This is a genomic window from Bacteroides sp. An322 (genome assembly GCF_002161765.1).
Taxonomy (GTDB): domain Bacteria; phylum Bacteroidota; class Bacteroidia; order Bacteroidales; family Bacteroidaceae; genus Phocaeicola; species Phocaeicola merdavium.
Map to the genome: position 1 here is coordinate 1 of NZ_NFIN01000006.1, position 24,543 is coordinate 24,543.

General features: G+C 44.7%; 21 protein-coding genes, 1 tRNA gene and 1 pseudogene. 3 read left to right on the forward strand and 20 right to left on the reverse strand.

The window, feature by feature from the left end:
- Positions 1-106 precede the first annotated feature (106 nt).
- The 7 genes from B5F91_RS04635 to B5F91_RS04665 form a co-directional block, all read right to left on the reverse strand.
- Positions 107-328 carry a DUF2795 domain-containing protein gene (locus tag B5F91_RS04635; RefSeq protein WP_013618052.1) on the reverse strand — a complete coding sequence of 74 codons (222 nt, stop codon included), beginning with the start codon at positions 326-328 and terminating at the stop codon, positions 107-109.
- A 63-nt stretch (positions 329-391) separates the two neighbouring features.
- Positions 392-964 carry a cob(I)yrinic acid a,c-diamide adenosyltransferase gene (locus tag B5F91_RS04640; RefSeq protein WP_087428061.1) on the reverse strand — a complete coding sequence of 191 codons (573 nt, stop codon included), beginning with the start codon at positions 962-964 and terminating at the stop codon, positions 392-394.
- An 11-nt stretch (positions 965-975) separates the two neighbouring features.
- Positions 976-1,662: a hypothetical protein gene (locus B5F91_RS04645; protein WP_087427951.1), complete on the reverse strand. Its 687-nt coding sequence runs from the start codon at positions 1,660-1,662 to the stop codon at positions 976-978.
- Between the two features lie 96 nt (positions 1,663-1,758).
- Positions 1,759-2,244 (reverse strand): ferritin, encoded by a 486-nt coding sequence (locus B5F91_RS04650; protein WP_087428062.1) that lies wholly within the window; start codon positions 2,242-2,244, stop codon positions 1,759-1,761.
- Positions 2,245-2,329: 85 nt separating this feature from the next.
- Positions 2,330-3,277: an acyltransferase family protein gene (locus tag B5F91_RS04655; RefSeq protein WP_087427952.1), complete on the reverse strand. Its 948-nt coding sequence runs from the start codon at positions 3,275-3,277 to the stop codon at positions 2,330-2,332.
- Between the two features lie 156 nt (positions 3,278-3,433).
- Positions 3,434-5,401 carry a RagB/SusD family nutrient uptake outer membrane protein gene (locus B5F91_RS04660; RefSeq protein WP_087427953.1) on the reverse strand — a complete coding sequence of 656 codons (1,968 nt, stop codon included), beginning with the start codon at positions 5,399-5,401 and terminating at the stop codon, positions 3,434-3,436.
- Positions 5,402-5,414: 13 nt separating this feature from the next.
- Positions 5,415-8,438 carry a TonB-dependent receptor gene (locus tag B5F91_RS04665; protein WP_239416259.1) on the reverse strand — a complete coding sequence of 1,008 codons (3,024 nt, stop codon included), beginning with the start codon at positions 8,436-8,438 and terminating at the stop codon, positions 5,415-5,417.
- Between the two features lie 466 nt (positions 8,439-8,904).
- On the opposite strand from B5F91_RS04665, the gene B5F91_RS04675 reads away from it, so the two are divergent.
- Entirely contained in the window at positions 8,905-10,134 is a 1,230-nt protein-coding gene (locus B5F91_RS04675; protein ID WP_087427954.1) for a site-specific integrase, read from the forward strand.
- A 25-nt stretch (positions 10,135-10,159) separates the two neighbouring features.
- Positions 10,160-11,311 (forward strand): PDDEXK nuclease domain-containing protein, encoded by a 1,152-nt coding sequence (locus B5F91_RS04680; RefSeq protein ID WP_087427955.1) that lies wholly within the window; start codon positions 10,160-10,162, stop codon positions 11,309-11,311.
- Positions 11,312-11,469: 158 nt separating this feature from the next.
- Here B5F91_RS04680 and B5F91_RS04685 read toward each other — a convergent pair whose 3' ends face one another.
- From B5F91_RS04685 to B5F91_RS04740, 12 genes are all read right to left on the reverse strand, one after another.
- Positions 11,470-13,485, reverse strand: coding sequence for a KUP/HAK/KT family potassium transporter (locus B5F91_RS04685; RefSeq protein WP_018710110.1), 2,016 nt, complete (start codon positions 13,483-13,485; stop codon positions 11,470-11,472).
- A 229-nt stretch (positions 13,486-13,714) separates the two neighbouring features.
- A complete protein-coding gene (locus B5F91_RS04690) occupies positions 13,715-14,446 on the reverse strand; it encodes a hypothetical protein (protein WP_087427956.1) in 732 nt (243 codons plus the stop codon).
- Between the two features lie 6 nt (positions 14,447-14,452).
- Positions 14,453-15,382: a relaxase/mobilization nuclease domain-containing protein gene (locus B5F91_RS04695; protein ID WP_087427957.1), complete on the reverse strand. Its 930-nt coding sequence runs from the start codon at positions 15,380-15,382 to the stop codon at positions 14,453-14,455.
- Positions 15,348-15,731, reverse strand: coding sequence for a MobC family plasmid mobilization relaxosome protein (locus tag B5F91_RS04700; protein ID WP_022456182.1), 384 nt, complete (start codon positions 15,729-15,731; stop codon positions 15,348-15,350). The genes B5F91_RS04695 and B5F91_RS04700 overlap by 35 nt, the downstream gene beginning before the upstream one ends.
- A 156-nt stretch (positions 15,732-15,887) precedes the next feature.
- Positions 15,888-16,817 (reverse strand): toprim domain-containing protein, encoded by a 930-nt coding sequence (locus B5F91_RS04705; RefSeq protein ID WP_087427958.1) that lies wholly within the window; start codon positions 16,815-16,817, stop codon positions 15,888-15,890.
- 162 nt (positions 16,818-16,979) lie between these two features.
- On the reverse strand, positions 16,980-18,053 hold the full coding sequence (locus B5F91_RS04710; protein WP_087427959.1) for an AAA family ATPase: 1,074 nt from the start codon (positions 18,051-18,053) through the stop codon (positions 16,980-16,982).
- 5 nt (positions 18,054-18,058) lie between these two features.
- The gene (locus B5F91_RS04715; protein ID WP_087428064.1) at positions 18,059-18,346 is read right to left on the reverse strand and encodes a helix-turn-helix domain-containing protein; all 288 of its coding nucleotides are present in this window, start codon (positions 18,344-18,346) and stop codon (positions 18,059-18,061) included.
- 232 nt (positions 18,347-18,578) lie between these two features.
- Entirely contained in the window at positions 18,579-19,487 is a 909-nt protein-coding gene (locus B5F91_RS04720) for a hypothetical protein (RefSeq protein WP_087427960.1), read from the reverse strand.
- A 240-nt stretch (positions 19,488-19,727) separates the two neighbouring features.
- A tRNA-Leu gene (locus tag B5F91_RS04725) sits at positions 19,728-19,811 on the reverse strand.
- Between the two features lie 198 nt (positions 19,812-20,009).
- On the reverse strand, positions 20,010-21,329 hold the full coding sequence (locus tag B5F91_RS04730; protein ID WP_239416261.1) for an ammonium transporter: 1,320 nt from the start codon (positions 21,327-21,329) through the stop codon (positions 20,010-20,012).
- A 92-nt stretch (positions 21,330-21,421) separates the two neighbouring features.
- Positions 21,422-21,778 carry a P-II family nitrogen regulator gene (locus B5F91_RS04735; protein ID WP_087427961.1) on the reverse strand — a complete coding sequence of 119 codons (357 nt, stop codon included), beginning with the start codon at positions 21,776-21,778 and terminating at the stop codon, positions 21,422-21,424.
- 42 nt (positions 21,779-21,820) lie between these two features.
- Complete coding sequence (locus B5F91_RS04740; RefSeq protein WP_087428066.1) at positions 21,821-22,528, reverse strand: hypothetical protein; 708 nt, start codon at positions 22,526-22,528, stop codon at positions 21,821-21,823.
- Positions 22,529-23,212: 684 nt separating this feature from the next.
- On the opposite strand from B5F91_RS04740, the pseudogene B5F91_RS04745 reads away from it, so the two are divergent.
- A pseudogene (locus B5F91_RS04745) lies at positions 23,213-23,842 on the forward strand (recombinase); the annotation flags it as partial.
- 13 nt (positions 23,843-23,855) lie between these two features.
- On the opposite strand, the gene B5F91_RS04750 reads toward B5F91_RS04745, so the two are convergent.
- Positions 23,856-24,542, reverse strand: coding sequence for a hypothetical protein (locus B5F91_RS04750; protein WP_087427962.1), 687 nt, complete (start codon positions 24,540-24,542; stop codon positions 23,856-23,858).
- Position 24,543: the final 1 nt, after the last annotated feature.

Here is a 24,543-nt window from a genome sequence, read left to right on the forward strand (position 1 = left end):
GTTTGGTACCTGTAAAGATATAACATTTTTCCAATTGACCGGCTGATTCTGAATTGTATGTAGCCCTATAACATTATTCTTAAATCAATTCAAAACAGTTTCTTAATCAATATTCGTCCTCGTTGAAGAAAAAATCTTCTTTGCTGGGATAGTCAGGCCAAATATCTTCAATGCTTTCATATATTTCGCCTTCATCTTCCATTTCTTGCAAATTTTCAATCACTTCCATAGGAGCTCCTGAACGCATTGCGTAGTCGATTAACTCGTCTTTTGTTGCAGGCCATGGTGCATCTTCCAGTTTTGAGGCCAATTCCAATGTCCAATACATAGTATTTTCAGTTTATAAAGTTTATATTCGTGTTATTGAGTCACAAAAGTATAACAAATTATCTCATTTGCAACTCTTATCCCAATAAATTTCATCGTGCTGTGTTAATTGATTTAACTTTCTTGATAAAACAAACAAATAATCTGACAAACGGTTGACAAACTGCTTCACATTTTCATCTATTTCACAATTTTTTTCCACTTCCTCCAATGATAAAATGCGCCGTTCTGCCCGGCGGCATATTGTCCGGCAAACATGGCAAACCGATGCGGGAGTTGAGCCTCCCGGTAAAACAAAAGCATGGAGTTCGGGCAATGAAGCGTCCAATTCATCTATGGCTTGTTCTACCCGTTTTACATCCTCAGGGACTATGTTGCTTCCTGTATGTAAATCGGTCTTGGAAGTGTCTGTAGCCAAATAAGCCCCCAAAGTAAATAGTTTATGCTGTATGAATTGTAACAAGCTTTTATATTCTTCTTCTTCCAATAGCGAAATTAAATATCCTATTTGGGCGTTCAATTCATCAATGGTTCCATAGGCTTCCAGACGTGCATGGGTTTTAGGTACACGTGTCCCGCCTACTAATGAAGTTGTGCCTTTATCTCCTGTACGTGTATAAATCAGACTTTTTTTCATGGTCATTGCTTTTAAAAGAAGTTGACAATGCGGTGTTCTTTCACTCGTTTTTTGTCGAAGAAGACTAATCCGATATCATATAAATCAAATGTGACTCCTGTACGAGGGTCATTTATAATCTGTTTCCACCATATTTTCTTTTCGCGTGTTGCATAAGGAGAACCTATAATAAGACATGTACGTTCTGTTACGTGAGGAAGCAAACGTTCGAATATCTCCTTATAATAAGAAGTATGCCCGATATGGATTAGTTCCGGGAAACTGGCATTTGACAATATCACATCCAATAGCTGAAGGATATCCCCGTTTTGACAGACAACCTCTTTACATCCCGAAAGGAATTTGACGACATTGGGCTTGATTTCCCCTTTATCTAATGTGATGAAAGGAACTCGTTTCGCTTCTGCCATGTAACGTGTCTGCAAACCGCTTCCTGTACCTATTTCCAACATGGAAGCAGGTTGCCAATAATTGACTATCCGGAATAGAAGCCGGTCTGTTTTTTCCCGATAATGAGGCAGATACTCTAAATCTTCGCGCAGATAATGTAACGATTGGAAAGCGTAATACGGCGTTTTTTCATAAAAAACAAAGGTAATTAAGAAAAAATCAGAGGGGGAGTGTACCCCATATCCGCACCGATGTCGGAAACGGCAGCACCAACGTCCTGTTCGTCGAAGTAAATCGGTAATTGTCATAACGAGTGGAATAAAAAATACAGAGACATAAAGACTTAGAGAATTGATATACCCTATGCTTCTGTGTCTCTGTATTCAATCATTTAGCGGTATGAATTATTCGCGTGTGCCTAATTTATCATTCAAATACAAGATGCCGGCATAGTCATTGCATTTTTTCAGTTTGTCGACAATGCCTTGAGCGGTAGCTTCTTCTTCTACCTGTTCGCGGACATATCCCCACAAGAAATCTTGTGAAGCTTTGTCTTTTTCTCCAGAAGCTACGTTTACTAAGTTGTCAATCAACTCTGATACATGGCATTCGTGGTTATAAACGTGTTCGAATACTTCCAACACACTGCCCCAACCTTGCGGAACGACATCGATTTTATCTACCTTAGCTGCACCGCCACGCTTTGCGATATAATCTGCAAGGTCGTATGCATGTTGCAATTCTTCTTGAGATTGCTTGCGCATCCAATGAGCGAAACCGTCAAATCCTTCTTTTTGCAAATAGAAAGACATCGAAAGATACAGGTTAGAAGACCACATTTCTGCTGTGATCTGTTCATTCATCGCGTCTTGTAATTTTTCTGAAATCATAATCGTACTATTTAATGGGTTATTTATATTCAACTTCATTTATTCTTCCGCAAAAGAAGTGCCAAAAGACGAACATGCCAATTTGTCACTTCCGAAAAGGTTGTAGTATTTGCTCTTTTCCCCAAAAATAGGGAGAAATGTGTAAACGGTCCATGCACCAGGCTATGCCGAATGAACCATAAACCGTTATCACCATGGCTATTATCAAAAAAAGGATTCCAGAATTGTCGAATGCAAGGAAAGGAATTAAGATTTTGGAAAGCATGGTGAAGACTGGAGAAAATACCAATAGTATCAAGGTATGCGATCCGATGTAGGATGCAAATTGTTTGAAATGCAAAGGTAATATCGGATAAATGCTTAAAAGCAAGCTGATTATCAGATAAACGATGGCTGCTCCGCCTAGAGTAAAACGGTCTAGGTTAGTCGTGTATGTACTTAACCAAATTAAAGGGATAATGGCGAAAAAAGAAGGACGGAAAAAAGATGTAAACTTCAGACCTCCGTGGCGGATAGCGATGCCTGCAAGAAAATACAAGGCATTGGGCAAAGATACGACTTGAAAGCATTCCGCCAAAATGGCATAACATACACCTGTCAGAATCAAACGGGACAGTTCGTTTATTTTCCCTTTCGGATGGAACACTCCGTAATACACGAATCCGCAAAGCATGAATGTATGCAGATACCAATAAGGACCCATAGGATGCAGGAATAATTTTTCTATGAGCAGTCCGGCACTTAATGCGTCTACTTTTTCACGTACTGGAAGAACGGCAGACATAATGACATAACCGGTTTCCATAATCGCATAGGGGATAAGAATCCAGAACATCATCCGAAAAAAATCGCCCGGATGTTTTTCTATGCGCATCAGGTATCCCGAAAGAAGCAGGAAGGCAGGCATGTGGAAAGTGTATACCCATTGTTTTATCCAGAGGTACTTATCGCTGAAAAACACCAGATGAAACGCAATCATCAATAAAATGAATACGCATTTCAAGTAATCGATTTCAGCTATCCGTTTGCTCATGATTCATTTGTTATTTTCTCCAAAAGTACATAAATAATTTTAGGTGAGCAACAAAAAAAGAAAATCTGCCACGCTTTATCACAAAGAGTGGCAGATTTTGGTTAGCTTAGAGAACGAAAAACACAATGATAATTACATCGTTTTATTCGATATAAATCAATATCCCGGATTCTGGTATGCAGCTTTTTCTGCATCACTCATAGTCATGGCATCCAATTGTCCTTGCGGTATCGGGCGCAGGTAATGGAAGTCTTCAATGGTTCGGGTAAAGGTTTGTGGAGTGTGGTCTCCTGCCTGGTCTCCGCAAATTTCGTAAGTGCCAGCCACTTCTCTCCATTTTTGGGTACGAACCAAGTCGAGCCAACGGTAACCTTCGCCGTAATATTCGCGCGAACGTTCTGCCAAGATGTAATCAATGTCAATCGTAGTGGGAGTTGCTGCAATCATTTCAGCACTATGGTCTTCTATCTTTTCGCAGTTTCCGCTATTGCTCCATCTCCATTTTCCGGCACGTGCACGGATGACGTTAATCAGGTCTCTTGCAGTCATGCCGCTCTGGGTTGTAGCGCCTTTTACAGCCGCTTCTGCAGCTACAAAGTATAATTCAGAGAATTTAGCAATATTAAACGGACGGGTACTTCCTGCATTCGGTTGTCCTGGACCTGTTCCATTGTCTGTACGGTATGGACCCAGTTTCCAAAGTGACGGATACATCAGGCGGCTGATGCCTCTTGGGTTAACAACGTAATCGGCTCTGCCCGGAAGTGTTCCGGCTCCCATTGTGTTTTCACCTCCTCCAGTAGGATAAGTGATCTCAGTATCTGGTTCTTCAAAAAGGAAAGTCAAGATAGGCTCTCCCTCATTCACACGTAATCCGTTTGCATTTTTAACATATTGGTAACCTTCTGCTGCCAGTTCCTTCGACCAATTGGCACGGTATACAGTTGTAAATGTACCGTCATAACGGGAATCGTTGGTCTTGTCGGCAAAAGTTTCTGTGATAACCCCTAATGTCGGGCACATACGGGTCCATGGACGTCCGTAAGCCTGTTCTGCCACACGGCGGAGCGGATTGATAGTGACTTCGCTTCCATCAGCTTTGACGCCTATTGCTTGCATATTGGTATAGTTCCAGTTCATCATCCAGCCTGCAAAGTTATCGGGAGCACCTCCAGAACCGTATGACAAACTACCGCCATTGTAATATTCGTCTTCTTGCGTGTGGTCGGCATAGAGCATAATTTCCGAGTTACGGTCGTTCGAACCTAAATGAATGTCGTAGTAATATTCTTGCAGGCTATATGGACCAGGATTGTTGATGCCTTCTACGGCAATGTTGTATGCCTGCTGGAAATACCAATTGGCATCATGTCCGTCAGGGTCAGTACGTTGGCATTCGGGATAGGTCGGGATATTATTCGGATTTTCCAGCCACCAGCCGTATGTCAGATAAGCTTTTGCTAAAAATAAGCGGGCTACAGTTTTACAAACACCGCCGGTCACGCGCGGATTATCCGGCAAATTCTCGACTGCATTCAGCAAATCCGGGAAAATAGCGCGGGTATATACTTCAGGTACCGTATTCCGTACCGAGGTACGTACTGCGGTGATATTGAATGCCAATTCTCCGGAACCTAAATCCAAAGGTACGCCTCCAAAAGTCTGTACCAGATTGAAATAGTCGAATCCGCGGAAGAAATGGGCTTCGGCAAGCAAAGATTCGGCAACTCCGGCTGCTGTTCCGTTTTGGATGACTCCGTTAGCCGTATTGATATTAGAGAAAGATTCTCCCCAAATAGCATCCGAACGGCTTGTACTGGCGTTTAGATTGCCGACACCCGAAAGGTCTGCATCCTTGAAGTTTCCGTCTGCACTTTGGGCATAAGTGGCTTCGTCTGTACCGGTCAGGCAAGAATTGTAGTAATAGGCTTGTCCGTAAATGTTACGCAGATGCGCATACATGGAAGTGATACCTCCTTCTACACCTCTTTCGGTGTTGAAGAAATCCGGCGTATAGGAGCTACGCGGCTGTTCGTCAAGTATGTCCGAACAGGAAGCGGCAAAGAACAATGCCAATGCGGCGGTTCCTGCAACTTTCATTTTAGTGTATAGTCTTGTTTTCATAATGTCTTTCTAATTAGAAGGTTAAACTGATACCGAATAAATAATTACGTGTAGACGGAGAGTTCGTTCCTACGGTCAGCAAACGGGAAGGACCTGAAGCAACGGCAACGTTTTCATTTGCATACGAGTTGGTTTCGGGGTCAAGGCCTGTCTCTTTATGGAACGGAGAACAGATGACGAACGGATTTTGTACGGTAAAGTAAGCCCGTAAATTGTCTACGCCTAAATCTCTCAGCCATTTTTGCTTTTGATTGTCGAACGTGTAGCCCAAGGTTATGGTACGGATTTTCCAATAAGAAGCATCGAAATATCCCAATGTAGAACCGTATTTAGGATTATCACTGCTCATGATACCGCCCGGCTTCGGATATTTGGCATCGGTATTTTCTTCTGTCCAATAGTCTACATCTACGTTTCCGCGGCGTCCGCTCAACATGTTCAGGTAGCCGCTTGAAGAGTGTAATGTACTGATAAGGATACCTCCGTATTTGAATGCGCCGATGATGTTCAAGTCAAAGCCTTTATAGGCAACACGGGTGCTGAAGCCTCCTTGGAATTTCGGATTGGTGTCCAATTTCTGACGGTCTTCTGCGCCGATGGCACGTGTCGGACTTCCGTCAGGATTGCGCTCTCCTGTATATTTTACCTTAATCATACCGAGGTTTCCGCCCGGTTCCAAAATCTGGAGATATTGTGCGTCAGGGTCATCTGCATTCCAAAGCCCTAATTTTTCATAATCATAGATTACATCAATCGGATGTCCTACGAACCACCAGTTGGCTTCATCTTTCTCTGCACCCGAAGCCAGTTCGGTGATTTCATTCTTGTTCGAATAGATATTGAGGCTGGCATCCCACGTCCAACCGTTGTAGTTGTCTAAAATTGTGCCGTTGATCGTAAATTCGATACCTTTGTTTTGGGTTTTTCCGACATTTGCCATATAGCTTCCTACACCTGTAGTGCCAGGCAAGTTCACGCTTTGCAACAGGTTATTGGTCTTTTGGATGTAGTATTCCAATGTACCTGACAGGCGTCCTTGGAAGAGGGTGAAATCCAAACCGAAGTTCCAGGTCGAAGAATATTCCCAACCCAGTTCTGCATTAGGAAGGCTTGATACGTAATATCCGGTTGCATATCCTGTAGGACCGAAGTTATACGGACGGGTGCTGAGGCTTCCTAAGGTAGAATAAGGATTAACCGCCTGATTTGAAGTCTGTCCGTATCCGGCACGTATTTTCAGTTGGTCCAGCCATTTTACGTTATCCATGAAAGATTCTTCTTTGATATTCCAACCTACAGATACAGCAGGATAAGTATGCCACTGGTGTCCTTTAGCCAGACGTGAAGAAGCATCCGAACGGACTGTTGCACTGAACATATAGCGGTTGTCATACGTATACATGGCACGTGCCATGTAGGACATCAATCCGTAGCGTTGATAATTCCAGTTTCCGGGATTAACAGTGATGGTTCCGGCCGCTTGCCCTAAGTTATAATATTGCATGTATTCTGCCGGAATGTCGCGGGCTGCAATGTGTGATTTGGAATAAGTGGTTTCTTCTGCAGAGAACATGCCGACTACATTCAGGCGGTGTTTGTCATTAAATGTACGGTCGTAGGTAAGCAGATTTTCTACCGCCCAATTGACCGTTTCTTCGTGTTGCAAAGATGCGGTAGAAGGGGTGTCTACCGTTGTACTTGTCACACCTTCGCCGGTGAAGGCTCCGACTTTGCTAGAACGGTAATTCAAACCTAAATTCACACGGTATTTCAGTCCTTCTACCCATGGGCAACTCAATTCTGCAAAAAAGTTGTTGTATGTACCGATTGCGGTTCTATCGTTTACCCAACTATCATCCAGATTTTCTACTACATCACGGGTGATAGTATAATAGCTGTCATTGGGCAATGTAATGGACCTTTTCAGTGACCCGTCTTCGTTGTAAGGATTAGCGATTGGAGTCATGGTAAGTACGTTGTAGATACCCACTTGCGTACCGTTGGTAATATTGTAATTAGAGTTGGTGGTTAATCCGACACGCAAAATGTCGCCTAATTTCTGCTCAATGCTTCCGCGTAATGAATAACGGGTATATTTTTGTGTCGGAATCACGCCTTGATCTTGATAATATCCTAAGCCGAAGCTGTAATTACCGCCTTTCGTACCTCCGTTTACGCTGATATCATGACTGGTCACATATCCGTTGCGGTACATCAGGTCTTGCCAGTCGGTATTGACATCGTTCGATTCGTCCAACGAGTTGGAATATAAACCGGCATATTCGCGCATCTTAGCGAATGTAGGACCGTCCATCATCGGGTATTCCGAAAATACGGTCTTTAAGCCCACATAACCGTTATAATTGAATTTGGCAGGAGATTCCTGAATACCTTTGTTTGTAGTAATCAAGATGACACCATTGGCACCGCGTGAACCGTAAATCGCTGTAGAAGAGGCATCTTTCAGGATATCCATGCTCTTGATGTCGTTCGGGTTAATGTCTGAAATGTTTCCTGCAAACGGGATTCCGTCCAATACGATTAACGGGTCATTCGAAGCGGTCAACGAACGGGTACCGCGGATACGGATTTGGGTCGTTGCACCCGGCTGGGACGAGGTCTGAGACATATCCACACCAGCAACACGGTTTTGCAGGGCATAGGTGATATTCGTTGCAGGAACTTCGCGCAACTTATCACCGCGCATGGAAGAAATAGAGCCGGTTACATCCGATGAACGTGCTGTACCATAACCGATTACAACAACCTCATCCAAAAGTTCAGTATCTTCTTTTAAGGTAACATTGAAGGAAGTTTTGCCATTTACTGGGATTTCTTGAGACTGGTATCCCACAAATGTAATAGAGAGCACTGCATTCGATGAAACTTTGAGTTCAAAATTACCGTCGAAATCAGTAATAATACCATTGGTAGTACCTTTTTCTACAACGCTGGCACCAATGACTGGTTCGCCTGCTGTGTCTTTTACTACACCTTTTACTGTTATGCTTTGTCCGAACGCCCATAGCGGAACCATTTTTACCTTTGAATTCGGATGTTTGGGCTCATCTTCGTTCGTTGGATTCATGCCTATCAAGAAAGCTGCCAGAATGTCTGTCGGGTGCTGACAAAAATGCATACGGATGCGTTAGCTGATGAAGCTGGGTGCATCAACAATCGAAGCAGGCTTCATTAACCGATGAACTTGGCTTCATCAATATAGGCATATTGGGGTGCTTTTATCGTACTCAGATCCGGTACAAGGCATAGAAATCATAGGAAAATAAAAGAATTTATTTTCCTTATTATCAGCCATTTGTATATTTCTTATTTTCTCCATTTTTGCCATATTTTGCCCATTTCCTGTTATTCAGTACACTTTTAGTACACTTTGAAATTCCATTTTCTTTTGTACCTTTGCAATATCGGAAAACAAAAGAAAATCAATTATTTAGTGTAATCACCCGGTTACGGTATCTAAATCGGGATAAAACCTCTAAACAATGGCAAAGTTAGAAAATAAAACGAAAGAAAACCCTAAATTGGAGCAAAACAGGCTGTCGGACGGCAGAATTAGTTTGTATCTGGAGTATTATTTGGGTAGAGAGGAAAAGCCTGTATTGGATGAAAACGGTAATCAGGTGTATTATGAAAGCGGTAAGATGCAGGGAAAGCCGAAGTTCGCTATCAAGCATCACAGGCGAAAAGAGAACCTCAGCCTGTATCTGATAGAGAAGCCACGTACCCCTGCGGAACGCCAGCAGAACAAGGAAACACTGGAGCTTGCTGTAAAAATACGTGCCGAACGTGAACAGGAGTTTAAGGAAAGTATGTTGGGCTATCGCCTGAAAAAAGACCGGAACGTGAATTTCTTGGATTATTTTCAAGCCTATATCAATGACTATACCAAGAAAGACATTCGGATGGTGCAAATCGCCCTAAGCCGTTTCAAGGACTTTTTGAAGGAGCATTACCCGATGCACGAGTTCGGCATCAAGCCGGAACTTATCACGAAGGACATGATGGAACAGTTCGTAGCTTATTTGCAATCCCGGAGCGTGGGCGAAGGGGCTAAAAGCATCTTCCAGCGTTTCAAGAAGGTTATCCACTATGCGATTGACCACGATGTGATGCTGAAAGACCCCTGCAAAGGCGTTACCTGCAAGGCGGATAGCCAGATACTACGCAAGGACGTGCTTTCGCCGGAAGAAATCCAGCGGTTGATTGCGTGCCATTATGACAACGAGAACCCCAACGTAAGGCGTGCGTTTATCTTTTGCCTGTATTGTGGCTTGCGCTTCTGTGATGTGAAAGACCTTACCTATAAGAATATCGACTACGCTAATAAGCTGCTAAAATTTGAGCAGAACAAGACCAAAGGTCATTCCGCCAGTAGCGGTGTGGTCATTCCGCTCAATGACGGTCTTCTTTCGCTTGTGGGAGAACCGCCGGCAGACGGTAACAAAGACGCTCTCATCTTCAACCTGCCTTCGTATGAAAGTTGCTGCAAATCCGTCAAGCGTTGGGTGAAAAGAGCCGGGATAGATAAGCACATAAGCTGGCATTGCGCCCGTCACTCATTCGCCGTGAATATCCTCAACAATGGGGCGAACATCAAGACGGTTGCCAGCCTGCTCGGGCATAGCGGACTGAAACATACGGAGAAATACACCCGTGCGGTGGATAAATTGAAAGAGGAGGCGATAAATAGCCTGCCGGAATTAAAGTTTTAACCATAAAAGACTTACCTTTGCAATTATGGACTTTGAAGCATTAGTAAAACATATCAGCACGATACAAAGCACGTTGCAGGCGCAAGCCGCACACGCTGTAAACCTCGCCCTGACTGCCCGCAATTGGCTCATGGGCTGCTATATCGTGGAGTTTGAGCAAAACGGTGAAGACCGTGCCGCATACGGCGAACAACTGTTGAAGAAACTGGAACAGCGGTTGAATGTCAAAGGACTGAACGAGCGCAGATTTCGTGAGTTCCGGCGGTTGTATCTTGTCTATCCGCAACTGAAAGAGCCTATCGCATTGTATCTGACATCGCAAATTCGGCACACACTGTCCGCCGAATTCACAGACCCAATTCGGCGGTTATTGACCGCCAAATCTGATAATGAAATTCGGCGGTCGCCAACCGCCGAATCCACTCAACACATTCAATCGACTCAAAACAAATGGATTACCCCACCCGAAAAGTTGTTTAACCGCCTATCCTCCACCCATTTGAATGTAATTTCACCCATTGATAACCCTATAAAACGTGCTTTCTACGAAATGGAAGCCATTCGGGGCTGTTGGTCAGTAAAGGAATTGGAGCGGCAAATCAATTCCCTCTATTACGAACGCAGCGGATTATCCCAAAATAAGGAAACCTTGTCTGCCTTGGTGCAGCGGCAAGCCATGCAATTACAGCCCAAAGACATTATTAACACGCCCGTTACGTTGGAGTTTTTGGGATTGAACGACCGTACTTTGGTAACGGAAAACGACTTGGAGCAATCCATTCTCGACAACCTGCAGCACTTTCTGTTGGAAATGGGACATGGCTTCTGCTTCGAAGCACGCCAAAAGAGAATCCTGATAGACGGGGATTATTTCTTTGCCGACCTCGTGTTTTACCACCGCATTTTGAAATGCCATGTCATCGTGGAATTGAAGATAGACAAGTTCCGCCACGAATACGCTTCGCAACTGAACCTATATCTTAACTACTTCAAGGCGGAAGTGATGCAACCCGACGACAATCCGCCTGTCGGCATCCTGCTTTGCACCGAGAAGGGCGACACGTTGGTAAAATACGCCACTGCCGGATTAGACCCGAACATCTTCGTGCAAAAGTATATGATAGAACTTCCCACTGAAGAGGAAATTAAGAAGTTCATTTCAACTGCAAACTATTAGCAATAAAAAACACTACTGGCGAAAAGAAGGAAAGCCATTCTTTCTCTTTTCGCCAGCACGTTTATTACTGCCAACAAGAATAGGTTTAGGTTAGTTTGGATGTATATACAAAAGACAGAACTAAACCGTAAATGCAGACGATAATTATAGCAAGTCACTTATGATACATTCTGTTCTTCCAAGACTATATTAGCATCATTATCGCATTTTTCAGGCTTAATCCGCTCTATACGACGAATATGTTTTGCCCTATTAGCTATAATTAACGGTACACGCTCGACAACAACAACCGATGTGTCAAGCCCCAACGCACTCGGTTCTCCAATGCCTATCTTTCTAATTAAGGCATAAAGGCTCATCAGCAAATTTTGTCGGCGGTTACGGGAATCTTCAGGATAATATATCCGGTGGATAATAATAAAGCGAAAATCACCCGGTATGCCATTCTTATGCAATGAAGGATAAGAGCTTGTTAGTTCTACTTCACCATCCGCAACAAGGTCATCAACTACTTGTCGTAAATAAAGGCTCACGCGCGGTTCTATACGAAAACCTATACGCATGGTTATACTAAACAATGTCCCTTTTATTAATGTGGAACAATTATATTCAAGTGTGTCTGGTGTATCCACAAATTCAAGGTTAATAAGCCAATAATGATCTGCCCGTTTAGGCTGCTTATTAATTATGGAATACAACAATTTATCGTCCACACAACCTTCTTTGTCTGCATGATTCACATAGACAAGATTAGAAGCATATTTGGATATGCTTTCGTCCGCCTTAATATCAGAAATAATGTTGTAGTATTCACTTAACCGTTTGGAAGACATATGTTTTCGACGAATTTTGTTGGCACTTACCCATACAAACATGATAAAACATAATAATCCACCTATTAACAGCGTAAACCAACCTCCGACCATAAATTTGGACAGGTTTGCAGCAAGGAAAATACCTTCAATAACACAATATCCGCCGACAAACAGTATTGATAGAATGCGTGGAATGTTATGCATATGCAAATAGAATCCCAACAACAATGTTGTCATCAACATTGTAATAGTTATGGCAAGTCCATAAGCGGCTTCCATGTGGGTGGAATCTCGAAACAACAATATAGTAAATATTACTCCAATATACATTACAAGGTTTACCATTGGAATAAATGACTGACCTTTTACGTTGGTAGGGTGCTTAATACGCATACGAGGCCAGAAATTCAAGTTCATAGCTTCACTCAATATGGAAAATGAACCGCTTATTAGAGCTTGGCTCGCAACAATAGCTGCCCCGGTAGCCATTGCTATGGAAAACAACAGTATTTCTTGTGGCATGATTGAATAAAATGGGTTCACTGTACCTTCTGCACTTTCCGGATGATGCAATACCCACGCTCCTTGCCCCAAATAATTTAGAATAAGCATCACCTTTACAAATATCCAACTGACCGTAATATTTCGTCTGCCACAGTGCCCTAAATCAGAGTATAAGGCTTCTGCACCAGTGGTACACAAGAAAACGGCACCCAATATCAGAAACCAGTGGGGGGATTCCACTAATAACCGTATGGCATAGTAAGGATTGAATGCCTTGAATACTTGAGGATAGGAAGTCAGACTGATAGCTCCGGCGATTCCAAGAAGCAGGAACCAAAGTAGCATAAATATGCCAAATGACCGTCCTATATTTTCTGTACCAAAACGCTGAACGAAAAATATAATGGTAATAATGGTCAGTGTAATAGGAATCACAGGCAGATGCGGACTGATACTTTCAAGTCCTTCTATGGCAGTTGTGACCGTAATGGCTGGAGTGATAATACCATCAGCAAGCAAAGTGCTCGCACCGATAATGGCAATGATGTAAATCCACCTTCTTCTGTGGCGGCGTAAAAGGGCATAAAGCGCAAGTATGCCACCCTCCCCGTTATTGTCGGCACGGAGAGCCACCAGCACATATTTCACCGTAGTCTGAAGAGTAAGCGTCCATATGATACAAGACAATGCGCCTAAAACATAATTTTCATCAAGAGCTTCTCCAGTATGAATGATGGCTTTCATAACATAGAGTGGCGATGTTCCAATGTCACCAAAAACAATACCCAATGTGATGAGTAACCCGGCAAATCCAAGTTTATGTTGAATATTGCCTTCTTTTGATAAGTTTGCCATAAAAAGTAGTTTTTTGTTCTACATATATTTATTTTCCTTTTAAGCGGCGCAAATATAAAATAAAATCTTAACAATAAGATTTCACTTTTCTTTTTTCGTGAAAAATATCATATAAACCTTGACGATGGTCAAGGCTTGTCTAAAAAAATAGTCTGTTTGAATTACGTATAACTATTAAACTCAAAAGCCGAAGTTATGGGACTTATCCTTCACCTCGGCTTTTTGCTATTTACTGATTTCCTAACCTATCAGCTTCCTTTTTCAACTGCTCAGCCTGCTCATTAAGCAGCTTTGCCCGTTCCAAGGCTTCCGCCTGCCTGCGGCAACGTTCCTCAAAATCTAGTACCGAATCCGTCAGGTTGCGGATAAAACGCTCGTCCCGCTGCCACTTGAACTTATTCTCCAGTCTTTCAAGGGTATTGCCGTCCGCTTGTCCCTGCATCAGCAGATAACGGTATTTCATGTCGTTGTCCTGCAACTGCCCCATCCGTTCAGCCAGACGGACATTCAGGAACAGGGACGTGGCACAGACAATCAGACCTGCCGAAAAGAGGAATAGCTTCGGGCGTACCAAAGAAGTTACTTTGTTGTAAATCCGCCGATGAAACGGTACGGGTTTGGCTTCTTCTTTTTCTGCCATGCGCTCATCATGGTACCGCTTCATTGTTTCCAGCATTTCCTTGAGACAGCCGAAAGTGGCTACTACATAATTCTTGACCTCCCCGAAAGATTGCCGTTGTTCCTGTCCTGATTTCCGCAGTTCGGCAAGCCGGGTCAGGATGTCTTGCAACTCTCTTTCGGGAACCGCCGGGTTCCTGCGTAACTCAGACAATGCCCGTTCTATAGCCTCCAGTCGGGAAAGGGTTTCCTCGCGTCCGGCTGGCGTCACCTGCGCTTCCTGCTTCTCCTTCAGTTCCGTGACCATGGAGAGAAGCCCCTCTAAAATCAAATTTTCTTCCATATCCGTTTACAGTTTAAGTTGTCTTTTCTTTTTCTTCTTCTTTTTTCTCAGACTCCAGTCAATTTCTTCGTCCGATGGAGCAGACGGCGAAACATCGAACAAGCTGAACAAGCCGCCCATTGAAGGGCTGTCGTTCCTTTGCGGTGTTTGCTCAGGCTCCAAAATAGGTGCGGAAACTATCTGCTGGCGGCTATTTTCTACGGTATCCATTCCTGCGTTCCCGAAATGCTTATCCAGTTTGGAGAAGCTGAAATTGCGGTCTATTTCCGAACCTTTGAACGTATAGGCACCTTTGGTGAAGGAGATGCCCTGCACCTCGTCTGTACGCCCTTTATACTTGAAGCGGATTTCGATGCCCTTTCCAGCCAGCCGCTCTTGCAACTGCCGCCAGTTCCGGGATTTGCCGATTTCATCCCTCACAGCCGTGTAAATCTCGTATTTCGACTTGTCCGGCTCTTTCAGGCGGTGCCGCTTAACCAGTTCCTTGCCTTTGGCGAAGTATAGCCCGTGCTTGGCTTTCAGCTTCTTGCACACCTGCTCGTTGCGGTACATGTCGTTCCTGTCCGAGATGGTCTTGCCGTTGTTGTCTATGCGATTGAACACGATATGCACATGCGGATGCTCCCTGTCTTGGTGGCGCACGATGATGTACTGCGTATCGGTGATTTTCATCTCGCGCATATACTCTTGCGCAAGTTGTATCATCTTCTCGTCCGTCAGCTTGGGCGCATCGTTTACCGAATAGCTCAGCGCGATATGTCCGACTGGCTTGCCCAGACGGGGATTCATGGAGGCTTGCGTGCAGAAGCTGCGGATGATGTCCTGCCTGCTTTCCGCCAGTATCCCGTCCGCATGGAGCAAGACCGCCTGCTGCTTGCCCAGCACGTAGTCCACACAGCCCTTAAACCCGCTTCCTTTCCTTATTTTTCCAATCATCCGACAAATGGCTTATGATTTCCACTATCCTGTTCTTAAGTTTCACCAGTTCGACCGCCACTTTCGCAAAGCCTCCGGCATTTGCCCGGTGCGCCAGCTGGTTGATGTTGTTCGCTTCGCCTGCCAGTTTGCGGAGGATGTCCGTATCCTGCCTGTTCAGCCGGGGCGTTATCTCTGCCGACACGACAGCCTGCCGCACATACTCGCTGACACGCAGCCCGGCTTCTGACGCCCGCTTCCTAACGGCGTAATACTGCAACTCGGTCAGCTTCGTGCTGACCACACGTCTTTGCTTGTCTATCCGGTTCTTTGCCGGACGACCGCCTGATTTGTTCCTTGTATCTGTCATACATTTTTGTCTTTGGAAGTTGTCTTGAAAATTGCGACCGACGGGAGCGGTTTCCTTTGCGGGGAGCAAAGCAAGGCGGTTTCGGTCTACCGAAACATAACCTTGCTCCCCCTAAGAAACGTCTGCCCGTTGCTCACAGTGTCTATCTCCGCTGGGTTAGATTCCCCTGCCTTTCTTCTGCCTTAGCAGCAGTTTCTGTCCGTTTTTCTGTTCCTGCTTCCTGCCGCACAGGTAATCGTTCAGGCCGGAATATTCCCGGTAATTGTGCGAGAAATCCCGTACCCGATAGGAGTATTCCGCTGTGATGGCTTGCGTTGCCCGGATGCCTGCCCCGTCATTGTCGAGCAGGCAGTGGATGCGTTCATACTGCCCCAATGCGTCAATGGCTTTCTGTACATTGGCGGTGGAGTTGAGTATGACGTAATCCTGCCTGTCAAGGTTGGGCATGACAGGGCAGTTCTTTGCCCTTAGCGTGAGGAATGAAAGATAATCCATGAAGCCTTCGAACACCAGGCACTTCTCCCTCGGTTTGCCCTGTTGCTGGATATGGGTGATGTCTTTCGGGGCGATGCAGCCTTTGAAAAAGGAGTTGCGCACCTCGTAGCCGCCAGCCACATTCGGGAAACCGATGGCGAAGTAGGGCTTGCCGTCATGAGTGAAACGCAGTTCCCTGCATTCTCTTTTTGCCAGTGTAAGGTCAATGCCACGCCCCTGCAAGTAACGGAGCAATGCCGGATGGGTGAGGTCACGGACTTCCAAATGTTGAAAACTCGGTGCCGACCTTTGCTGCCGAAAAGAAAAACTGACCGGGCGGACATGCTGTGCCTGTTCTGCTATCCGGTTTAAGAGGTACGGCAGATGGTCGGAACAGTAAAGTTCCTGTGCCAGTGCGATGATGTTGCCGCCTTTGCTAGCCCCGAAGTCATACCATTGTTCCCGTTCTGTGTTTACTTTAAAGGATGCTTCATGTTCCTCCCTCAGTGGCGATTTGTACCATAGATTCGCTCCCTGCTGCTTGACGGGTGAATATCCCAGACTGTGCAGGTAATCGGCGATGGGTATTTTCTTTGCTTCTTCAATGTTCATAATGCAAACTTTTTAGTGGATGATGAATAATTGGGAAGTGTACCAGTCCGGTTTAGACCTTCATATATACGCCCGTACTGTACCGGACTTGATTGCCGGGAGTGACGGGAAACGGGAAGTCTGTTCCCCTTATATATATGTCCGAACTAAACCAAACCTGTTTTAGTAGTGAAAATCGGGATTGTAACGGTATCCCTTTCCTTCCTTTACAATCATACGCTTGTTCACGAGGAACGTGTTCAATGCCACGAGGACATTGCGTCCCCGCTCGTAGCCGATGCTTGCATAGCCCTGCTTCAACGCCTGTATGACGTTGGAATAGCCCTGCACGGTGCGCTTGCCGAAACCGTTTTCCAACGCCGTGCGGTGCTGCTGTTCAGTCAGTTCCGTAAGCGGGAAACTTTTTTCCTGCTTGGGCTGCTGGAATACATAGCCGTCCACGACTTCGGGCAATGCGCTGTCGTTGATGCGGAAGGCGAAAGGCTCGAAGTCCCGGTCGCGTATATGTGCCACCTTTACCTCGCTGATGTTCCCGTCCTGCGTGCTCTTGGTGATTTGCAGGACGGTTTCCGCCTTGTTGTTCAGTTCCGTACCGATATGTCCCCTCGTATTGTCATCCCCCTTGTTCAGATGCAGCACGGTATGAATGTGCAGGTTGTATCCGCTTGACCAGCGCATGAGCAGGTTTATCAGGTCGGTCGATTCGCTGGGGCTGTTGATGTCATACATCAGGTCGCGGATGCCGTCAATGATGAGCAGCCCCACATCGGGCATGTTCTCCAGCATATACTCGATAATCCGCTTCCGCATGTCAGGGGTCTGTTCCCTGAGCACGATGAAAACAAAGTCGTCCCTGTCCTGGTCGGTCGGCAGTCCGGCAAGCCGCAGGATGCGTTCCATCACCTTGTGGCAATGGTATCTGCTCTGTTCGGTGTCCACATAAAGGATTTTCCGTTTGTCCGGAGGCAGGCACGCCGAATAGTGCAGCACCTCGTCATTGGTCAGTGCCGCTGCAACGATGGCGGAGATGTTGAACGTCTTCTTGCTTTTCGCCTTGCCTGTGGAGGCGCTGAAGTTGCCCAGCGTCCCGATGGTGGAGCCGTTCACCCAAAGGATTTCGGGCGGCACGTCGTAGGTATCTGTCACTTTTAGGCGGATGATCTTCCAAAGAGCTGCGAAGTCCTCCTTTTTCATGATGGCACTCCCTTTAGCCTCTATGCTTTCTTTGTTTTCCATGGGCTTTACTTCTTTAAGGAACGGTTAAGGACATACTTCTGCGCTTCCTGCTCTATCTGCGTTTTGGTCTTTACCGGATTCTGGCGGAGCCATGCTTCCAGTTCAGACTTCTCGAAATAGAGCATCTTCCCCTGCGGCTTGTAGTGGGGAATCAGGTTGCCTGAAGTCAGCTTGTAGAGATAGCTTTTCGACAGGCAGAGGAATGCGCTCGCTTCATCGAAGCTAAGCACATTCTTGGTCATAAACAGCATTCTTTCGAGTTCTTCCACTCGCATTTCCAAAGTCTTTTCCATATTGTCTTTAACTTTTCGGTGATACAATATGAAGGTGCGCACCCTCGTTTCTTTTTTGATGGGGCAAAAATCGGCATCTTCCAAAACATCAACACATAAGTTACGGGTAACTCACGTGAAATATTTTTGTTTTGACCTATGCCGACATGCCGCATCGTTTTGTTAACGGGGGCAAAGTTAAAGGCTTGGAAATGAAGTCTAATTGAGCTTTGTTTGACCGCTCAGACTATGCTCAACCTTTTTGCAGTTGCTTGATGTATTTGTCTATGATTTCGTATCCTTTCGGGTAGATGCACTTCACGTTGTCTGTCGCGCTCGACAAGTCGCTGCGTGTGAGGTATTTGTCTTTTATCTTGGCAAGTACCAGCTTGTTGTTGGCTATGACGGACTGCCACTCATAAGCGATATAGTTGTAGCAGCTAAGCTGCATCATCAGATAAGCCAGCAAGCGGTTGTTGTTGGACTTCAATACCCCGTTCAGTTTGCAGGCGAAGAAGTCCGAAAGGATTTTCGGGGTGATTGTCGTGGTGAATATGTGCGCTTCGTTGATACATTCGACCAACAGTTTGATTTGTTGCGTTGTAAGGACTGATTTGAATGGATTGGATTTCCCGACTATCTTGGTCGGCTCAGGCTGTGCCTTCTCTTCTTCTTTTGGCTGTTCTTCTGATTTCTCATCCAAAGGAACAGAGGCATGACTGGCGTCCTCCGATTGTTGGAGGTATTCCAGATATTGGGTCTGCATGACAAGGTGCACAATGGAAGAAAAGAACGGAAGCTGCTCATCATAGCAAGTGGAAGATTGCAGGTATTTGTCCATATCAGAAGAAGAACATTGGAACGAAATATATTTTTTCCGCTCGTCAAGAGAGAGATTTTCGAAGAAACCGCTTTCCCAAAGGAAGTCCGGCATCAGTATGTCAAAACGTATATTGTGCAGGGCACGGTTCTTTTGGCATAGGGATACAAGGTTCTCGGTCACGTTGAAAATTTCTTGCCGGATGTAGTCATTCATTTGCGCTTCCGTCAGGTATTCACGCTTTAAGGCAAGCGCATTAGTTTTCATCCCGTATTCATGGGCAACACATTTATCAAGTAACTGCTGTATCTTTTTGAAGTTGGTTTCTCTGAAATCTTTCATATACGTTGTGCATTAAAATCGGTTTGGGTTACAAAGATAAGTGATGGATACCGTTTTCAAAGCAAACAAAAGCAGGAGAAAGGAAGAAATATGCAGCATCTTCGTTAATAAAGCATAAATATAAGGTTGCTAAAACGGCGAAAGTACTCTTTCTTTTTCTTTTCGTCAGGAAGTACACTTTTAGTACGCCCGATAAAAAGAAAAACCCTTGATAATCAACTGATTATCAAGGGTTTGAAGTACCCAAACCCGGGGTCGAACCGGGATGGATTTTACTCCACTGGTGTTTGAGACCAGCGCGTCTACCGATTCCGCCATCTGGGCAACTTTTTTCGATTGCGGTGCAAAGGTAGGGAGTTTTATTGAAACTACCAAATGTTTCTTGAACTTTTTTGAACGCAGAGGCGCAAAAACGTTTTAAGATGAATTAAAAACACAAAAACACAGAGGCACGGAGTCTTTTTATTTCATTGATTTCTCTGTGTCTCCGTGTCTCTGTGTTCAATTACGGCATACGTTGCATTAATGGTTATAAGCCGATTCACCGTGCTCGTAAATGTCGAGCCCTTCTTCTTCCACGCGCTTGTCTACCCGGAGTCCGATGGTGGAATCCACTATCTTGAAGAGGATGAAGGTGATTACGGCACTGAACACAATCGATACCAACGTTGCTACAATCTGAATCCAAAGCTGGTGCCAATCGCCGTACAACGCTCCCTGAACTCCGTCTTCGCCCGAAATGAAGCGGGTGGCAAATACACCGGTCAGGATAGAACCTACGATACCGCCTATGCCGTGTACGCCGAATGCATCGAGCGCATCGTCATATTTGAACTTAGGCTTGATGACCGCAACCATAAAGAAGCAGATAATCGGGGTGATGATGCCGATGCAGAACGCTCCTAACAGGTCTACCGTACCAGCCGCGGGGGTGATAGCCACCAGTCCTGCTACGGCTCCCGTACAAGCTCCGATGGTGGTCGGTTTCTTGTTGCATATCCAGTCGATGACCATCCAGGTGATAGCCGCCGTAGCTGTAGCTATATGCGTGACCATGAAGGCGTTAGCGGCAAGCCCGTCGGCGCATAGCCCGCTTCCGGCATTGAACCCGAACCAGCCCAGCCACAAGAACGAAGTGCCCATGAATACGAAGGTCACGTTATGCGGTGTGATGGGGTGTCCGATGCGGTAATCCATGCGCTTGCCCAACATGATTGCCATAATCAGCGCGGAAATTCCGGCATTGATATGCACTACGGTTCCTCCGGCAAAGTCGATGGCTCCCATTTCCTGAAGGAATCCTCCGCCCCATACCCAGTGTGCCATGGGGAAATAAGCCAGAATGGTCCATAACACAATGAATACGATGTAGCCCGAAAACTTGATGCGCTCGGCGAATGCGCCTAATATCAGAGCCGGAGTGATGATGGCGAACATGCACTGGAACATGGCGAAGAGGATTTCGGGTATATTCCCCGTGGTCAATGTATTGAGGGTGATTCCGTGCAGGAATGCTTTATCGAACCCTCCCATGACGCATGCCAAGGGGTTTCCCGATTCGGCGAAACTCGTGTCGAATGCCCAGCTATAGCCAAAGGCAATCCAAAGGACGCTCACCACACCCACGATGAAAAGGGTCTGCATAATGACACTCAATACATTCTTCTGGCGAACCAAGCCCCCGTAGAACAGGGCAATGCCCGGAATGCTCATCAATAAAACCAAAAGCGAAGAAGTCAGAATCCAAGCCGTATTGCCCGAGTCGAGGGCAGGTTCGCTGACCGTAACGGTCTCTTCTATAATCTCTTGTGCGGGCAAGGCAGGCGCAAACGTAAAAAGCATGAACAGGATTGCGGCATACCTTAACCAAGCGGTGCCGCCTTTTGTATATGTATCCATAATCTGTATCTCGTTTATGTGTTGTTGTGTTGTGTTTATTTCTCTTGTTCGGCGTTGTATAGCGCGATGTCTCCTCGCTCGCCTGTCCGGATGCGGACGGCGTCTTCTACAGGGATGACAAAGATGCGTCCGTCTCCGATTTCTCCCGTTTGGGCGGCTTTCAGGATGGCTTGAATGGTCTTTTCTACGTTCTTCTCGCGCACCACGATAGAGAGCAGGATGCGCTCTATCGAACTGGTGTCGTACACTACGCCCCGGTAAATGCGCCCTTCGCGGGTCTTTCCTACGCCCCGCACATCGTAATAAGAAAACCATTCGATGTCGGCATCCAACAGGGCTTGCTTTACATCGTCGAACCGGGTTCTCCGGATAATCGCTTCAATCTTTTTCATAATTGTATTTGTATTTTGTATAATTGTATTTTGTAGTTGTAATCAGAAACTTAAGCCTGCTACGAAGTAAGCTCCTTCCGTTGCCGGATTCCATATCACTTGGGCGAATAGCGGAAGCGTCCACGATTCGGTTATCTTCAATTCTTTTGTGGCTTTCACTCCCACTTCGGATACCGCGAAGCCGCTCTTGCCTCCGTTGTAGAAATCATTCTCCCAAGGCGTGGCTCCCACACATGCCGACCAGTCCAGCCCGCCTAAGCGGAAGGGTGCCTCTATCGAGAAATACGAGGCGTAGGCACGTTCTCCGTTGGCTTTATAGCCCACATTCCCGGCGAAATTGGTGTACCAGTTCAAGGCAAGCACTCCGAAGTCATATCCTACTTGAGCCTCGAACGTATGGTTCGTGTTGTGCGCTCCGTAATGGAAATACCCCGGTCCTCCGTTGAACCAATAATCGGTCACCGATACGCTGAACCCTCCTATGCCATAGCCTAACGTAAGGTCAAACTCTTTCGTGTCCGATTTCTCGAATCCTACCGAGCCCCATGCCGAGAGGGAGAACCCTTTATAACCTATTGAAACAGAGGGCTGCACGCTGACATTGCCCAAGTCCTGCCCACGCCAGATATAGCCGCTCACCAAGTCGGCTCCTACGTTGGCTTCCACCTTGTCTTGTGCCATGAGCACCGCCGGAGACGCTATCGCTATCGCCAATAGCATCTGGCATTTTTTCTTCAACAATCTTTTCATCATTCTTTTGTTTTTCTTAAACACTTCTACTGAAAACTCTCTTATTCTATTTACCTTAAAACAATCTCGTTTTTCTTTGTTCCGAGAGCAAAGGTAGAGCTTTTAGCTTTTGCTTCGTATTAGGAATACATACTTTTTTGCTTTTTGTTAAAGGAAGTTTCAATATGTAATGAATGTATGATTATGTGTTTTCAATTTGAAATTATTATTATGTAAAATAATGAAGATTGTAATGAGGTATTTTGTTTGACGAATCAATAAGTAATCGTATATTAGATTTTTCTGTCTTTTTGTTTTGCTGCGTTTGTTTTCCTTGTTGATTTGATACGGAATTTATTTAATGGCTTTTCGGGATAACTTGTTGTCAAAGTACGTGGGCTTTGAGAGAGGAATGCAGAATGTAGGTGGGATTTAGATAAAAGAAAAGCTAAGTAATTGGTTATTCAATACTTAGCTTTTATCTTCGTACCCAGACCCGCATTTGAAATATTAAATCTAGAACAATCAGTTTAAATAGCAAAACGATGAAGTTTAAACTAAACTAAACTGATTATTAAATACTTATATTAGAATATAAAAGTGATTCAATTTAATTGGATTGAAACAAATTTGGGATAAACGGGAACAATTTGGGAACAATTCACTATCTTTGGAGTGTTCAATCCAGAAATAGAATCGAAGCTTATGAAAGTGACTGCATTCATACGAAAAACGGCAAAGAAGAATGATTTGGAGACCAAAGCCACCATCTATTTCCGCCTGCGTGACGGAAAGAAAGACATCAAGGCGGCAAGTGAGCTTTCCATTAGCCCCAATCATTGGAGCCCGGAAAAGCAGGGATATAAAGACCGTGTGGCTTTAGTGCCGGAAGATGAAAAGATAGACTTGAACCATAAGGTACAGGCATTGACTCGAATGATTGAGAAAGAATATAGGGATGATGCCAACAGCGAATGGTTGGGAGAAGTAATAGACAGATTCCATCACCCGGACAAATACAAGACGGAAGAAGAACTGGCCGCTGAAAATCCGCCAACTTTTGCCGAACTGTTTGATGAGTTTTTGGAAAAGCATAGTTTATCGGAAGTGAGGAAAAAGAATTTCCGTGTGGTGAAAAGAGCTCTCATGCGCTATGAACTGTTCATCAGAGAGACAAGAAGGGGGATGAAAGACTTTTCGCTGGACATAAATACAGTTACCAAAGATACGCTTGCAGACATTTGGGATTTTATGGAGAATGAACATGCTTATGCCGAAGAATATCCTGAGATTTACGCTACTATTCCCGAAAAGCGTACTCCACAACCCAGAGGAATTATTATTTGAATTAGAGCATTAATTGTTCCAATAGATGGTCTTGAAATGTTTTCAAATTATTATACCAAAAACGTATAGAACTTGGATGATAAGGATTAATAATACATATTTTATGCTTTATATTGGGGATGCTTAAATGGCACACATACCCATCAGTTTTGATAAGTTCCTTTTTGTCTATCAGATATTTGTTATTTTTGATTGGAGTATTTACAACACATCCCCATACAATAACAATATCAGGCTTCAACTCGGTAACTACATCCAAAAAAGCATTGAAGTCTCTTGGAGATAGGTCTGACTCTTTTGTTTCTCGGTATTTTTCCCCTTCTTCTACAGGTAAGATGAATTGGACATAGTTTGTGAATGATAGATGAGACCAAATCTTTTCGTAGTCATCGGTTCCGACAAATTTGCTTATACTTGTTGCGAACCTCTTATAAGCAATTGTTTCATCTTCTATACTGTAAGTTGGCTCATTATGAAGTGTTTTTCCTTTTGACTTGTAGATTTTGCATTCTTTATCATAAGGACTTGAATCCTTTAGATTTATGTCGGTACATTTTTTGCAATCGTCATTACCGTTAATAAATGGGCAATAAAAGCTGGCACCAATTACAAGAATTTTTTTCTTTTTTGTGCCAACACCACATTCATAGTACTTCCCTTTGAACGGAATGAAAAAATTATTTTTCATA